This window comes from Paenibacillus medicaginis, assembly GCF_042138635.1.
GTDB classification, from domain to species: Bacteria; Bacillota; Bacilli; order Paenibacillales; family Paenibacillaceae; genus Paenibacillus; species Paenibacillus medicaginis.
This window is the reverse complement of sequence record NZ_JBHIRY010000005.1, coordinates 224,169-238,912: the sequence shown is the minus strand read 5'-3', so window position 1 is coordinate 238,912 and position 14,744 is coordinate 224,169. Positions and strand designations below refer to the sequence as shown.

General features: G+C 50.4%; 14 protein-coding genes. 1 reads left to right on the top strand and 13 read right to left on the bottom strand.

The window, feature by feature from the left end:
* The first annotated feature begins 141 nt into the window (after positions 1 to 141).
* Positions 142 to 936, top strand: a complete 795-nt coding sequence (locus ACE5LO_RS08035; protein WP_375519506.1) for a DUF2161 domain-containing phosphodiesterase — start codon at positions 142 to 144, stop codon at positions 934 to 936.
* A gap of 16 nt (positions 937 to 952) precedes the next feature.
* Here the strand turns inward: ACE5LO_RS08035 and ACE5LO_RS08030 are convergent, their stop codons facing one another.
* The 13 genes from ACE5LO_RS08030 to ACE5LO_RS07970 all read right to left on the bottom strand — a co-directional run bounded on the left by ACE5LO_RS08030 (position 953) and on the right by ACE5LO_RS07970 (position 14,733).
* Entirely contained in the window at positions 953 to 2,164 is a 1,212-nt protein-coding gene (locus ACE5LO_RS08030; protein ID WP_375519505.1) for an aminotransferase-like domain-containing protein, read from the bottom strand.
* Positions 2,165 to 2,279: 115 nt separating this feature from the next.
* Positions 2,280 to 2,936, bottom strand: coding sequence for a response regulator (locus ACE5LO_RS08025; RefSeq protein ID WP_375519504.1), 657 nt, complete (start codon positions 2,934 to 2,936; stop codon positions 2,280 to 2,282).
* 364 nt (positions 2,937 to 3,300) lie between these two features.
* Complete coding sequence (locus tag ACE5LO_RS08020; RefSeq protein WP_375519503.1) at positions 3,301 to 3,555, bottom strand: AbrB/MazE/SpoVT family DNA-binding domain-containing protein; 255 nt, start codon at positions 3,553 to 3,555, stop codon at positions 3,301 to 3,303.
* Between the two features lie 235 nt (positions 3,556 to 3,790).
* Entirely contained in the window at positions 3,791 to 4,255 is a 465-nt protein-coding gene (trmL, locus tag ACE5LO_RS08015; protein ID WP_375519502.1) for a tRNA (uridine(34)/cytosine(34)/5-carboxymethylaminomethyluridine(34)-2'-O)-methyltransferase TrmL, read from the bottom strand.
* Positions 4,256 to 4,355: 100 nt separating this feature from the next.
* Entirely contained in the window at positions 4,356 to 5,444 is a 1,089-nt protein-coding gene (gene serC / locus ACE5LO_RS08010) for a 3-phosphoserine/phosphohydroxythreonine transaminase (protein WP_375519501.1), read from the bottom strand.
* Between the two features lie 247 nt (positions 5,445 to 5,691).
* Positions 5,692 to 7,116 (bottom strand): type I glutamate--ammonia ligase, encoded by a 1,425-nt coding sequence (glnA, locus tag ACE5LO_RS08005; protein ID WP_375519500.1) that lies wholly within the window; start codon positions 7,114 to 7,116, stop codon positions 5,692 to 5,694.
* Positions 7,117 to 7,363: 247 nt separating this feature from the next.
* Complete coding sequence (gene aroF, locus ACE5LO_RS08000; protein ID WP_375519499.1) at positions 7,364 to 8,428, bottom strand: 3-deoxy-7-phosphoheptulonate synthase; 1,065 nt, start codon at positions 8,426 to 8,428, stop codon at positions 7,364 to 7,366.
* Positions 8,429 to 8,628: 200 nt separating this feature from the next.
* The gene (locus tag ACE5LO_RS07995; RefSeq protein ID WP_375519498.1) at positions 8,629 to 9,585 is read right to left on the bottom strand and encodes a 4-hydroxy-3-methylbut-2-enyl diphosphate reductase; all 957 of its coding nucleotides are present in this window, start codon (positions 9,583 to 9,585) and stop codon (positions 8,629 to 8,631) included.
* 56 nt (positions 9,586 to 9,641) lie between these two features.
* A complete protein-coding gene (locus ACE5LO_RS07990; RefSeq protein ID WP_375519497.1) occupies positions 9,642 to 11,114 on the bottom strand; it encodes a sensor histidine kinase in 1,473 nt (490 codons plus the stop codon).
* Between the two features lies 1 nt (position 11,115).
* The gene (locus ACE5LO_RS07985; RefSeq protein ID WP_375519496.1) at positions 11,116 to 11,805 is read right to left on the bottom strand and encodes a response regulator transcription factor; all 690 of its coding nucleotides are present in this window, start codon (positions 11,803 to 11,805) and stop codon (positions 11,116 to 11,118) included.
* Between the two features lie 126 nt (positions 11,806 to 11,931).
* A complete protein-coding gene (locus ACE5LO_RS07980; protein ID WP_375519534.1) occupies positions 11,932 to 13,497 on the bottom strand; it encodes a S1C family serine protease in 1,566 nt (521 codons plus the stop codon).
* Positions 13,498 to 13,715: 218 nt separating this feature from the next.
* Positions 13,716 to 14,045, bottom strand: coding sequence for a gamma-type small acid-soluble spore protein (locus ACE5LO_RS07975; RefSeq protein ID WP_375519495.1), 330 nt, complete (start codon positions 14,043 to 14,045; stop codon positions 13,716 to 13,718).
* Positions 14,046 to 14,145: 100 nt separating this feature from the next.
* Positions 14,146 to 14,733: a 3D domain-containing protein gene (locus ACE5LO_RS07970; protein WP_375519494.1), complete on the bottom strand. Its 588-nt coding sequence runs from the start codon at positions 14,731 to 14,733 to the stop codon at positions 14,146 to 14,148.
* Positions 14,734 to 14,744 lie beyond the last annotated feature (11 nt).

Sequence of the window (14,744 nt, the reverse complement as noted above, 5' to 3'; positions counted from 1 at the left end):
AATACATACGTATGCACCCGGACAGGAATGTTGACCTTTTTTTTACTTGTTACCCTGATTTATAAACCGGCTGCGGCAGGAACAAACGGCTCCTGTGTTATAATGAACCATTAGTAGACAGCATTAAAGGAGCGGACAGAAATGGCAGTCAGGCAGGAAACGGAATTGTATGCACCGGTTAAAGCATTTTTCGAAGCCAGGGGATATGAGATCAAGGGTGAGGTCAGAAACTGCGATCTGGTAGGGATGAAGCAGGGCCAGCAGGAGCCGCTGATCGTAGAGATGAAAAAAACGTTTAACCTTGCTCTGCTGCTGCAGGGAATACAGCGTTTGAAGCTGAGCAGCGAAGTGTATGTTGCCGTGGAGCGCAACCGCAGCAAGAAAGGCGCGGTGAACCAGCGCTGGAACGAACTTGTTGATTTGTGCCGCAGGCTTGGCATCGGGCTGATTACGGTAACGCATTATAAAACAAAAGCGCCGCTGGTGGAGGTGCTGTGCGCTCCCAATGCAGCGACCGTGAAGCCGGCCCCCAGAATCGGCTCCCGCAGGGATCGGTTGCTGCGGGAGTTCAATGCGCGCAGCGGGGACTATAATGTGGGCGGGAGCACCCGCCAGAAGCTGGTCACCGCTTACCGTGAGAAGGCGCTGCGTGTCGCAGCCTCGCTAGCTGCGCTGGGGGAGGCCTCCCCCGCGCAGCTTGCCCGGGCTTCTGCCGTCAGCAGCGCCGCGTCGATTGTGCAGCAGAATTATTATGGCTGGTTCCAGCGCATCGTGCGCGGAAAATATGCATTGACACCATTCGGGGAAGCGGCCCTTACCGAATATGCCGCTGTCCTCAAGGACCATGCGGCGGCTGTGGACTGGCAGACGGCCGACCGGGTCGCGGAACCGACTGCGGGAATGTCTGAAGAAGCGAGCCCGGACCTAGCGGAGTAAATTTGCAGCCTTCCGGTCAACTGCGGGCTGTGAACTCGGCAATCGTTTCCCCGATCAGATTCATGCCCAGGAAGAGCTCATCGCGGCCGGGATGACTGAAATTCAGGCGGATAAACGACGCCCCCTCTTTGCCGGCCGTACATAGTCCGCCAGGCATAAAGGCCACTCCCTTCGGCAGTGCCGCTTTCAGCAGTATGGCGCTGTCCAGCCCCTCAGGCAGCCGGGCCCACACATACATGCCCCCCTCCGGCACACGCCAGGTCACTTCTTTCCATAGCGGCCGCTTGAGCAGCTCCAGCATCAGCTTTAGCCTTGTCGCATACTCCTTGTTCAACTGGGCAAGGTGATCATGCCAGCTAAAGCCGGGCCCAGTGAGCAGACGATGCAGCAGCCTTTGATTCATCGTGCTGGACTGCATATCAGCAAGCTGCTTCAGCACCGTCATGCCTTCGATAACATGAGACGCTCCTGCGGCCCAGCCTGTTCTCAACGCAGGCGCTATCGTCTTGCTGAATGAGCCGATATAGAGCACCTGTCCCCCTTGTCCTCCATCATCCAACGCAAATAAAGAGGGGTGTACTTCCCCTCTCTTAAGATTCAAATCAAGCTCTCCGTAGGAATCATCCTCCACAAAGAGCACACTGTAGCGCCGGCACAGCTCAAGCACGTCCTGCCGGCGTCCCATATCCCAGACGCCTCCCGTGGGATTGGAGAAAGTAGGCGCCGCAAACAGCAGCTTCGGACGATGAAGCTTCATCTGCTGCTCCAGTTCATGAACGAGCAGCCCGTTCCCGTCAGAGACGGCTGGGATCACCTTGGCTCCCTGCATCGATAACACCTGAAGACAGCCCGGAGATGTAGGATTTTCCACCAGCACCGAATCGCCTTCATCCACCATCAGCCGTACCACCAAATCGATAGCCTGCTGGGTTCCGGTCGTCAGCAGCACCTGCGAAGGAGCTACAAATGCATTCTTTCTGCCCCCCCACTCGGCGGTAAGCCACTCGCGCAAAGGCCCGAAGCCTTCAGGCTCACCATATTGGAGCACATCAGGCCCCGACGCCAGCACGTCCTGAGCAGCCTCTTCAAGCCGCTTGACAGGAAAAAGCTCCTGTGCTGGAAGCTCCTCAGCAAGAGATATGAACGAGTTCAAACGCGCATTCTCCCTGATCTGGCGCAAGGGGGAGGATAAAAGTGAAACTGTACGTGATGCAAAGGAATAACGCATATAGAACCTCCTTGCCTTCATCCGTCGTTTCCCCCATCCGGACCGCACGCCCATGGACGAAGCCGGGAGGAACTGCTACAGCATATTCGGTTCATTCACCGAGTATACCCGGTGCTTAAGCGTATAACTGCTTGTTCTGACGCGCATAAAGCGCAAAATGCTCGATCGCCTGCGCACGGCTGGATACACCGAGCTTCGCGTAAATTTTGCGCAGATAATTGTCGATTGAGCGGCGGCTCACTTCAATTTCGAGCGCAATTTTGTCGTATGTAATCCCCTGAACAATCCGTTCCATAATAAATACTTCCGTTTCCGTAAGCTCGTCAAAAGGTTCATGCGCCACCAATGGCATATTAGGCCAGCTTCCGTTGCGTACCCAATCAAGGGGCACAGACACGATCCCTTCCCTTAAACCGTTAATTAAATGAATAAGCTGACTCGTTGAGGCCTGCTTCGACAGCATGCCGCTGGCTCCCAGGGAAGTCATCTGCTGAAACAGAGCCACATTGTCTTCATCGGTCATCACAACGATATGGCTGCCTGGAGACATGTTCTTCATTTCCGTCAGAAACGGCTCGACCGTTCCTTCCGGCAATTTATAATCAATCAATACCAGATCCGGCTGAATCGAGCGAACCAGCTCAAGCGCTTCCGTTCCGGTGGAAGACATACCTCTTACGAGCAGGTCCTGCTGATCCTCAAGAATCAGCTTGGTCCCCAGCATACTCGTCGGATGAATATCAACAAGCACAACCTGCCATACTTTCTTCATTTCCGAACCTCCCGTTGTTTTCACAAAAAACGACATCCTTCCCCTTTAAATCTGCCTGCCGTGCGCTAGCTGTTTTTTAGGTGAAGTTTTAAATAATAATTGTATTTTTTTCCACAAATAAACCAGTTTTTCTCACGCAGTGCAGGCTATTGTAGTATTTATTGCGTTCGTTTTGTCCCGGTTTCAGAACCTTTTTAAGGAAATAATATCGTAGTCCTTCCCCAGCTTGCAATTCATTTTTTGTATATAAAAATGGACAGAGGATTGCCATCCCGAGCATCGAAATATTTCGATCTCAAGCCTTAAAAATTTTATACAAAGAGCATCACGTGTGAACCACAGCGTGATGCTCTTTGTCATAATATCAGGCGTTCTTCGGCAGTTGAGTCATTTCAGACATGCACTGACCGCAGAGGTAGCGTTCTTTAAATTCGACTACCTCCTCCATAGAACCGCAAAATACACACTTCGGACGATAGCGCTCCAGAATGATATGATCACCCTGCACCAAAATTTCGACAGGATCACCTTCATTCATCTGATATCTTTTTCTCAACGACTTGGGCAAAACGATTCTTCCCAGCTGATCCACTTTTCGGACAACGCCAGCAGGTTTCATATGTTTCACTACACCTCTCTGTTTCAGAAATCTATGTATTTGGGTTTCCACACTATTGATACATTCGCCATTTTTGTGTCGAATCCTGCTGTACATAGCATAATTTGTTATACTCTTTCAGAAGCTCATCGGAAGCAAAATACGAAAAAATTTTTGCGCCTTACATATTTATCGTCCGTAAGCGTCTATATCATTAGACCTAATTGAAAAATATATTTTCAGTACGCTTTTCACTTCATTCCAAGCCTGGAAAACCAAGCTGTCTCAGGGCTTCGTACACGATGATAGCTGCAGAATTGGACAGGTTAAGCGACCGTACATCATCAGTCATGGGCATGCGCATACATGTACTTTTATTGGCTTTGATCAGATCTTCAGGTAGGCCTTTGGTCTCTTTTCCGAACACTAAAAAATCATGATCACGAAAAGAAAAATCAGTATATTTTTTGTCTGATTTTGTAGTTGCATAGAAAAAACGGCTGTCAGGATACAGGCTCTGAACCTCAGCAAATGAATCATGATAATGGATATTCACCGCATGCCAGTAGTCCAGCCCGGCGCGTTTTAAAGCAGCGTCATCCGTCCGGAAGCCAAGCGGTCTGACCAGATGTAAATGCGTGCCGGTCGCGGCACAGGTTCTCGCTATATTACCTGTATTGGCCGGAATCTCCGGCTCTACCAGTACGATGTGTAATGGCATAAATATACACCTCCGTATGCGTGTAAAAAGGGGGCCCAAAAGGTCCGTTTGACCAGGGCACCCCTTCGTATCATTCCTTTTGTAAATGCTCAATAGCATATTAACCGTGCTGTTTCTGGAAAGCCTCCATAAAATCAGCCAGCGCTTGGCAGCTCTCGTAAGGAACCGCATTGTAAATGGATGCTCTGAGCCCTCCCACACTGCGATGTCCCTTCAGTCCGACAAAGCCTTCCTTCTCGGATTCCTTCACGAACAGCTTCTCCAGCTCTTCGGAGGCCAGTCTGAACGTGACGTTCATCAAAGAGCGGTCCTTAGGTTCGGCACAACCTCTGTAAAAGCCTCCGCTTTGATCTATCTGGTCGTACAGGAGCGCTGCCTTATCACGGTTCATTTGCTCAATGGCGCTCAGCCCGCCTTCCTCTTCAATCCAGCGCAGCACCTCATTCACCATATAAACGGAAAAGGACGGAGGTGTATTGTATAGAGAGTTGTTCTTTAGAAATGTACTGTAACGGAGCATGGCAGGGATACGCTCAGCCTGCTCAGCCAGCATCTCTTCCTTGGCAATGACCACAGTGACGCCCGATGGACCAAGATTCTTCTGAGCGCCAGCGTAAATCATATCGAACCTGTCGACATCTACCGGCCGGCACAGAATGTCACTCGACATATCGGCAATGAGCGGTACCTGGCCCGTTGCGGGATATTTCTGATACTGCACACCTTCAATCGTTTCGTTTGAAGTCACATGAAGGTATGCCGTATGTTCAGGAAGCTCAAGGTTATCCAGATCAGGGATCCGCATATACTGATCTTCCTTGGAGGAAGCTGCGATATGGGTTTCACCAAACAGCTTGGCTTCTTTCAGAGCCTTATCAGCCCAACTGCCTGTCATCACATAGCTGCCAACCTGCCCCTGCTTCAAGAAGTTCATCGGAATCATGGCGAACTGAGTGCTGGCTCCTCCTTGCAGAAAGAGTACCTTATATCCCTCCGGGTTGCCCAGCAGGCGAAGCAATCGCTCCTGGGCTTCATTGTGCACCGATTCGTACACAGCCCCTCTGTGCGACATTTCCATAATGGACATTCCCGTTCCGCGGAAATCAACAAACTCGGCCTGAGCCCGCTCCAACACCTTCAAGGGCAGCGCGGCAGGACCTGCGTTAAAATTATAGGCTCTCTTGTTCAACTTTCCCCCGTCCTTTCGTCTGCATACGGCAATCAACCATTACATGTCATGTGAAGTTTTGATATATGGACCTGTTTGCTGCGGTAAAGCAGTGCAAATATTAACGCTTATAATAGCAGTAATCAACAGGCTGATCAAGAGCAAGAAGTCACTTTTTTGTGAAACTGTTCACTTTACATCTTGAAGCCCTGATGCCTCAATTAAAAAGGCCCCCCGACAAACGAGGGACCAGCGTATAAGTGCAATTTTAGCAGTCGAAGTAGAGGCTGAACTCATGTGGATGAACACGAATCGCAACATCCTTAGCTTCATTACGCTTGAACTGGATGTAGTTGTCGATAAAGTCTTTTGTGAAGACTCCGCCTTCTGTAAGGAACTCGTAATCTGCTTCCAAAGCGTCCAGAGCTTCATCGAGTGTTCCAGGAACACTGCGGATTTTCGCTTTTTCGGCATCAGACAGCTCATAGATATTCGTATCCAGAGGACCATAGCCCAGTTCGATTGGATTCAATTTGCGTTTGATACCATCCAGACCAGCCATCAGCATTGCCGAGAATGCCAGATAAGGGTTGGCTGTGGAGTCCGGTGTACGGAACTCGATACGACAGCCTTTAGGTGTTACAGCAGCAACCGGAATACGTACCGCAGCGGAACGGTTGCCTTTGGAGAACACCAGGTTTACCGGCGCTTCATAACCAGGCACCAGGCGTTTGAAAGAGTTGGTGCTTGGGTTTGTCAAAGCGATCAGCGCCGGAGCGTGGTACAGGATACCGCCGATGTAGTTCAATGCCATTTCACTCAGGTTAGCGTATGCGCCCTTTTCATAGAACAAAGGACTGTCGCCGTTGAAAATGGATTGGTGAACATGCATCCCGCTTCCGTTGTCTCCAAACAGCGGTTTTGGCATGAATGTTGCCACTTTGCCGTATTGACGTGCAGTGTTATGCACGATGTATTTATAAACCAGCAGGTTGTCCGCTGTTTTTCGCAGGGTGTCAAAACGGAAGTTGATTTCCGCCTGGCCGGCTGTTGCAACCTCATGGTGATGACGTTCGATGCTCAGGCCGGCTTCTTCGAGCAATCGGCACATTTCACTGCGGATATCCTGCTGTGTATCCACAGGCGCAACCGGAACATAACCGGCTTTTACGCCTATCTTGAAGCCCAGGTTGCCGCCATCTTCCTTGCGGTTCGTGTTCCATACCGCTTCTTCGGAGTCCACCACATAGGAAGAGGTGTTCATGCCGCTCTCATAACGAACGTCGTCGAAAATGAAAAATTCGGACTCTGGTGCGAAGAACGCAGCTGTACCTACACCGCTTTTCTGCAGGAACTCTTCAGCTTTAACCGCGATGCCGCGAGGGTCGCGATCGTATTTTTCGCCGTCAGGTGTTACGATATTACACATCACGTTCAGTGTCGGATGTTGCGTGAATGGGTCTACATAGCAGGCCTCCGGATCAGGCATCATAACCATGTCGGATTCTTCGATACCACGGTAACCGGGAATGGAAGATCCGTCGAAAGCCACACCATTTACAAAAGTCTCTTCATCTACTGCGGAAGCCGGAAGCGAAATATGATGTGTACGACCGGAGAGATCAACAAAACGGAAGTCCACCCACTCAATATTGTTTTCCTGGATCGTTTTTAAAACATTTTCAACGGACATGTCTTCTTCCTCCCAATTTTCCCGAACATTAAACGAATTTCACGCAAAAAATGTTCATGATCAAATTATTTTTCTGTCGTCATTATAAAGCTCAAATGTGACATGGGTCAAGTGCTATGTCAGGTATTTTTTAAAAGCATGTCAGCTATGCTCACGTTTTTGACACGGTTATCGGATGTAAAAAACGCCCAAAAAACGCCGTATTCAGGCGTATTCGGGCGTTTTTTTGCTTTTTACAGCATCGCTTTTATACATTAACGCTGGAAGGGAATAACTCCAATGGTTCTTTGTCCGTTGCGAATGCTTTGCCTACGATAGGGGCAAGCTTCTCCAGATCCCGGAGAAGGCCGGCAAACTGATCGGGGAACAACGACTGAACACCGTCTCCTGTCATGGAATTGTCCGGATCGGTGTGCATTTCAATGATCAAGCCGTCCGCCCCTGCGGCCACCGAGGCCTTGGTCATCGGCTCCACCAGTTCCCTGCGGCCCGTTCCATGGCTTGGATCGGAAATGACCGGCAGATGGCTGAGCTGCTGCAGCACGGGAATAGCCGACAGATCCAAAGTGTTGCGGGTGTAGTTCTCAAAGGTTCGAATTCCGCGCTCGCACAGCATGACATTCGGATTGCCGCCGGCAAGAATATATTCGGCGGCATTCAGAAACTCATCGTATGTAGCGCTGAAGCCGCGTTTAAGCAGAACCGGCTTGCCACACGTTCCCAGCTTGCGCAGCAGGTCAAAATTCTGCATGTTACGGGTACCGACCTGCAAAATATCGGCGTATTCCGCACAGATATCGACATACTCCGGAGTCATGACCTCCGTAATGGTCAGCAGGCCGTGCTTCTCGCCCGCCTCTGCCATCATGATCAGTCCCTCTACGCCAACGCCCTGGAAGCTGTAAGGGCCGGTACGCGGCTTGAATGCCCCTCCACGGAGTACTTGTCCCCCCGCCGCTTTGACCAGCCCGGCAATCTCATCAATTTGCTCTGCAGATTCCACGGCACACGGCCCGCCCATAACCACCAGTTCGCCGCCGCCAATGTTTACACCCTTGATGGAGATGACCGTGTCATCAGGATGAAAGTCACGGCTTGCCAGCTTGTAGGATTTCGAAATTTTAACGACATTTTCGACTCCCTTCATCTGTCGCAAATGCTCGGCCAGCTTCGGCGCCACACTGCCAATCAGGCCGACGACAGTCCGATCCGCTCCATGGGAGACATGAGCCTGCAGCCCTTCCTTTTCAATCACTTCCACAATGTCCTGAATTTGCTCTGCTGGTGTATTCTTGCTTGCAATAACAATCATTTGGTTCCGTCCCTTCAATAGTTAAGGTTGATTTATATATTTTCACACTTAAACGCTTGTTCGCTTTTAAGCTTTTATTCATTAAAGTAATCATATCAGATTGACCCTTGCTCGTCAATTTCTTTCTTAGACTCATTACAAACACGAAAAAGCAGAAGAACAGTCTGTGCTGCTCCTCCGCTTTCATTAAAGCGACCACGTCAGGATGAACTCTTGGTTTTCTCCCTTACAGGCGGTAAAATTTTGCGTTTATCGATCGTGCGTTTGATTTCCCATGTCTCCGGTTTTTCCGGATCATACTGCTCAAGATATTGGATGACTTCCTTCGTGATCAGGGTAGGGGTTGAGGCGCCTGACGTAATACCAACCTTGGACACCCCTTCGAGCCATTCGCGCTTCAGCTCCGTTATATCTGATATGCGGTAAGCCTTAACCCCGGCAATTTCCTCAGCAACCTGTGCAAGCCGGTTGGAGTTGTTGCTGCGCGGATCACCGACCACGAGGACCAAATCTGTCTGTCCCGCCTGCTCGGCTACGGCCTCCTGGCGCACCTGGGTCGCAAGGCAGATTTCATTATGAACCTCGGCTCCCGGGAATTTCTCCAGCAGCTTTTTCATAATATGCTTGATGTCCCATTGGCTCATCGTCGTCTGATTCGTAATAATAATGCGCTCGGACTCCACATTGAGGCTGGCGATTTCCTCTTCCCGCTCAATTAAATGCACATGGTCTGGAGCGATTCCGATCGCGCCTTCAGGCTCGGGATGCCCTTTTTTGCCGATATAAATGATCTCGTATCCATCGGCAGCCTTGTCCCGGATCAGATCGTGGGTCTTCGTTACATCAGGACAGGTGGCGTCCACCGTAGTGAGTCCCTTCTCCCTGGCGAGCTTCCTGACCTCGGGAGAGACACCATGGGCTGTGAATATAACAGTACCGCTGTCTACCTTCTGCAAAATTTCCACCCGGTTGGGTCCGTCCAGCGTAATGATGCCTTCCTCTTCAAACGATTGGGTGACATGGCTGTTGTGCACAATCATGCCAAGTATATATATAGGCCGCGGAAGATCCAGGTTTTTGGCCGCCTGCCGGGCCATCACCATGGCGTCCACTACTCCATAACAGTAGCCGCGCGGCGAGATTTTCAGTACTTCCAAATTTAGCACCTGCTTTCTGTAAGCCTGAATGTGATAGGGCCATTCCCCATTATACCTTATTCAAGCGGGGCGGAAAAGCTCACAGGCAGCCAGATGACAAAGGTCGTTCCTTCACCGCGGCGGGTAACCACCTCCACTGAGCCGTGGTGCTCGTCGATGATCCATTTGGCGATGGACAGTCCGAGCCCGATTCCTTCCGTCACTCCGCGGGATTCGTCAGCCCGGTAGAAGCGTTCGAAAATGTGAGGCACTTCATCTTTATCCATGCCGATTCCCGTATCGCTGATCCGCAGCCCGACCTGGCCCTGATACAGAATCGCGTCAAGGCGCACATTGCCTTCAGGCGTGTATTTAAAAGCATTATCGATAAAAATAAACAGCATCTGCTGCAGATAATCCTTGTTTCCTTCCAGATAAACCCCGTTCAGGAATGAAAAATCCCCCACGATCCAGTCCGCGCTTCTTTCCAAAAATTGCGCCCGCCGCGCCACTTCCGTGACGAGCGGCTGCAGGGCAGTCGGCCTTTTTTCAAAGGTCTGGCCCGTGTCCGCTCTGGCCAGCGACAGCATGTCACCAACCAGCCTGCTCATCCGCTTCCCTTCGTCCGCCATATCCTCAATGGCCTCCAGCGACAGCTTTCGGATCGTCTGTTCGTCCATATCCGGCCGTTCTTCCGGCTGGGCGGTCCACAGCTTTTCCAGGAAGTCCACATTGCCGCGCAGCGTCGTCAGCGGGGTACGCAGCTCATGGGATGCATCCGCCACAAAGCGACGCTGTGCGGCATAAGCATCCTCAAGCTCCTTGTAAAATACCTCCGTCCGCCCCAGCATCTTGTTCACCGTGGCGATCAGCTGTCCAATCTCGTCAGGCGGGCCGTCGTATTCAATACGGACGCTCAGATCATCCCCGGACTGAATCTGATTGGCGCCTTCTATAACCTTCACCAGCGGGCTCATGGACTTGCGGGCCAGGAACAGCCCGGACGTCGCCGCAGCAAACAAGGCGACCAGCGAGCCGTACACGAGCACATTCTCCAGTCTTTGCAGCAGCCTGTCCTGGGAATTGGTCAGCTGCGCAACCTGCAGCAGTCCGACCACCTTATTGTTGTCCTCAAGGATCAGGGGCTGGTAATAAATCAGGAATGAGTTCCCCTTTTCGCTTACTTTCTTGAAGCCCTTGCTGGCATACGCCCCCTTCGGTGTCGAAGGCACGGGCAGCTGTATGCCTTGCAGATTCGCTGACGTCTTCAGCACACCTGAGGTGTAGTTGTAAATCTGAACGTAGACCTCCGTGTCGTCCAGTCTTCTATCCAGGTTAAAGTCAAGATTGGGCTCTGTACCCCCGAAAAAGTCCCCGTTAATCGTCACCTTCAATTGCTGCTGGATACGCAGCGCTTCCTGTTGCACCGAGCTTTTCAATTCACTGTAGGTTGAATAATATACAAGCCCGTAAATGGCAACACCGAATATGACAAGCACGATGGCCAATATACTTGAATACCAGGCTGTCAGCCGCCATCGTATGGACATACTATGAGTCACCTCTCAAGATGTAGCCGGCCCCCCGTATAGTCTGGATCAATCGTTTACCTCCGTGCTCCTCCGTCTTCTGCCGCAGCATCGCAATGTACACCTCCAGCACATTGGATTCGCCGCTGTAATCATAACCCCAAATTTTATCCATAATGAGATCCCTGGAGAGCACCCTTTTGGGGTTTTGCATAAACAGGTTCAGGAGCTCAAACTCCTTGGCCGTCAATTCCAGCCGATGGCCCCCGCGGATAACCTCCCGCGAATCATTGTCCAGCATAAGGTCCTCGAACACCAGCTTATGTCCGCCCCCTTCGTGCTGTTCTGTCTTCCGCCGCAGCAGCGCACGTACCCGGGCCAACAGCTCCTCAAGCGCAAAGGGCTTAACCAGATAATCGTCAGCGCCGATATCCAGCCCCTTGACACGATTCTCCACCTCATCCTTGGCGGTCAGCATCAGTATGGGCACGGTGCTTCCAGCGGCTCTTAACCTGCGGCATACCTCGAACCCGTCAACCTGGGGCATCATCACATCCAGCACCACAAGATCGGGCTCGTCGACCAGCATCTGATTCAATCCTTCCGCACCATTAGCGGCAGTTGTTACTTCATATCCTTCAAACGCCAAACCTCTGCGCAGCATAGAAACAATTTTTTCATCATCATCAATGATAAGTACTTTGGAACGCATGCCGGATCAAACTCCTTTTTTATCTATTCAAGCTTATTGTAACAGGAGCATTCTACCTAAATCCAACAGCCCTCTGCAAGAAAAAAGGAACGAAAGGAATGCCCTTCCGCTCCGCTGTTGGCCTTGTTACTGGCCGCTGTTTTGATTCAACTGTGATGCAAAATCGTTCTTGTTGCCGATTTTCACAGTCAAATCCGTTTTTTGCCCATTACGTTCAATGTTCAAGGTAATGCTGCTTCCAACCTTCTGAGACTGGATAAAATCGATCAAATCCTGTGCTGTCGCATAGTTCTTGCCATTTGCACCAATGATAATATCGTAAGGGCGGAGATCGGCGTCATAAGCAGGAGATTTGTATACGACCTCGCCAACAACAGAGCCTTCTTTGAGCGAAGTACCCATCTGGCTTGCCACTTGTGACGTCAGATCAATCAGACTGGCACCGATGAACGGCACAGGCTCTTTCGGAATTTCCTGATTATTTTTCAGCTGATCCAGTACGTTCTTGATCGTATTGGACGGGATGGCAAAACCGATACCCTGAGCATCCGCGCTTACCGCCACGTTCATACCGATCACCTGACCGTTGAGATTCAGCAGCGGGCCGCCGGAGTTGCCGGGATTGATAGAGGCGTCCGTCTGAATCAGATTTTTATACTCGTTAGGCTGTCCTGTACTTTCATCGTTAATTGTAATCGTACGATCCTTTGCGCTCAACACGCCGGCTGTAACCGTGTGTTCAAAGCCTTCCGGGTTGCCGATGGCCACCATCCACTCACCTACCTGGGCCTGATCGGAATCCCCCAGCGAAACAGTCGGGAAGCTGTCCCCTTCGATTTTGAGGACAGCAAGGTCAAGATCAGCACTGCTGCCAAGCACCTTGGCCTCATAAGGCTTGTTATTGCCTTCTACGGTAACCTGAACGACATCCGCTCCATCAATGACATGGTTGTTGGTCAGAATGTAGCCGGTTTTGTCAAAAATGAAGCCTGAACCAATGCCAAGCGGCTGCAGCTGTCCACTTTGGCCATTGTTGTTATTCTGGTTTCTGTTTCCGAAGGAATCCCCGAAGAAATATTGATACAGCGGGTCATCGAACTGGCTGTTGCGGCGACTGCTGCTTGACTGGCGGGCCAGCGTCTCGATCTTGACGACTGCGGGGCTGGCCGTTTTTACAACAGACTGAACGTCAGCCGTACCTGCAGGCATCACTGCGGCAACGGCATTTGAGCCGCTGTTACTGCTTAAGGTGCTTGACGAACTGGCTGGAACAGACACAGATTCAGCCGCATCGCCGGTGAACAGATTCATACGGTCAGCCGTATACATCAGAACCGTAATGACCAGCATGCCTGCCACAAACGACAGGAAGGCTGTTTTAAAAACAGACTTGGGCTTCTTCTGTTTGAACTGCCAATTGCCTTCCTGACGGTTTCGATTTGAATAATCCTGGGAAGCACTGCTATGAAGCTTCGGTACAGGTTTAACCGGAGCAGGCTCCGTCACCTCGACCTCGGTACGCTCTTGCACCCCGTTATTCGCGCGTTTATCTTCAGCGTTCATGGATGAAAAAGGGCCGTAAGAATAATAATAGGAAGAATCATTGCCTTCCGGCTGCCGAGCTTCATGATTTCGTTCGGATTCATCTTCTTCACGGCGTCCGCTATTGTTGTTTTTGTTGAACTCATCCATCATATATCTCCTCCTAAACTTTCGCTTGGCAAATAATTCGTGATCAACTGTCTTTATATTGAACTTTAAACCTTAATCTCACATTAAAATCAACATAAAAGCAGATAAAACCTGATACTGTGCGGGATACAGCCGCTTATGTACAACACTCATTATAAAATCCAGGCCCCCGATGATCACCGGGGGCCATTAAAATAAAAATTCATCAAGTCAGATGATTAGCTGTCAAAACCTTCGTCAAATTTTTCATTCGGGGTTTTATAGTTATCCTGAATTTTACTGTGTTTCGATTGCTGTGCTTTTTGACGAAGCGTGCCTTGAGTTTCAGAAGCAAACTCGGACGAAAACTTTTCGTTCGGAGTTTTAAAGTTATCCTGAATTTTGTTCTGCGCCGATTGCTGTACCCGCTTAGCTACAAGAGGGACGTTGTTATCCTGTGCAAATTCGGAAGAGAATTGTCCTCCTGCCTGCTGTGTAACTTTCTGAGCTGTAGGCATTTTGCTTTTTGCTTGACGGCCCCCGGGCTGCTGATTGCTAAAATTGTTCACAGTGAAATTCCTCCCTGACTTGAATTGTGGGATGTTGTATCCCTCAAGTAGTATGAGGAGGCGGGAATCACATTATGCAATCCTTGACCTCAAGAAACACCTACATATTTACCGTCTCATCCAGTATTTCGGGTGGAATGGTTTTGTGAACCTCAATCGCTTTCCGAAATTGGGCGATCATCGGTTCAGTGCATTTTCCATTGCCAAGTTTAATGATCTGTACATCCACTTCCTTTTTGCCCCATTCCTTATATACTTGCTTAATTGTAGAAAAATACAGGTCGATTTTCTTCCCTTTAATTGCTGAGCCAGTATCCGCTACGATCCCGTAACCGTAGCCCGGAATATACAGGATGCTGCCCAATGGAAATATTTCGGGATCAGCGGCAATCGTCGAAAGTGTGTTTCTATCCCTGCGGACCTTTACTCCCGAATAGGTTATGCCATACAGCGGGTGATTGGGTCTTTTTCCAGTGGATTCATAGCCTGCAGTATACCCTGTCGCCATAACCGTGATCGTTGTCAGCACCTGCTCGTCACGCGGGGCAAGCACAGATACAGATTCTTTGTCCGGAGACGGCTTGGTTGCCGCGTGTGCCATGAACACCGGGTCAGGTGCGATCGGCAGAAGCAATGCACAAATCATGAGCCATAAAAAAATCCTCTGCCTGTGCGAAATTGAAATCATCCGACAAACCT

What these genes read in the sequence shown, in the direction of transcription:
- ACE5LO_RS08035 (WP_375519506.1), top strand. Translation starts at nt 142, where the DNA reads ATGGCAGTCAGGCAGGAAACGGAATTGTATGCACCGGTTAAAGCATTT.
- ACE5LO_RS08030 (WP_375519505.1), bottom strand. Translation starts at nt 2,164, where the DNA reads ATGCGTTATTCCTTTGCATCACGTACAGTTTCACTTTTATCCTCCCCC.
- ACE5LO_RS08025 (WP_375519504.1), bottom strand. Translation starts at nt 2,936, where the DNA reads ATGAAGAAAGTATGGCAGGTTGTGCTTGTTGATATTCATCCGACGAGT.
- ACE5LO_RS08020 (WP_375519503.1), bottom strand. Translation starts at nt 3,555, where the DNA reads ATGAAACCTGCTGGCGTTGTCCGAAAAGTGGATCAGCTGGGAAGAATC.
- trmL (WP_375519502.1), bottom strand. Translation starts at nt 4,255, where the DNA reads ATGCCATTACACATCGTACTGGTAGAGCCGGAGATTCCGGCCAATACA.
- glnA (WP_375519500.1), bottom strand. Translation starts at nt 7,116, where the DNA reads ATGTCCGTTGAAAATGTTTTAAAAACGATCCAGGAAAACAATATTGAG.
- aroF (WP_375519499.1), bottom strand. Translation starts at nt 8,428, where the DNA reads ATGATTGTTATTGCAAGCAAGAATACACCAGCAGAGCAAATTCAGGAC.
- ACE5LO_RS07990 (WP_375519497.1), bottom strand. Translation starts at nt 11,114, where the DNA reads ATGTCCATACGATGGCGGCTGACAGCCTGGTATTCAAGTATATTGGCC.
- ACE5LO_RS07985 (WP_375519496.1), bottom strand. Translation starts at nt 11,805, where the DNA reads ATGCGTTCCAAAGTACTTATCATTGATGATGATGAAAAAATTGTTTCT.
- ACE5LO_RS07980 (WP_375519534.1), bottom strand. Translation starts at nt 13,497, where the DNA reads ATGGATGAGTTCAACAAAAACAACAATAGCGGACGCCGTGAAGAAGAT.
- ACE5LO_RS07970 (WP_375519494.1), bottom strand. Translation starts at nt 14,733, where the DNA reads ATGATTTCAATTTCGCACAGGCAGAGGATTTTTTTATGGCTCATGATT.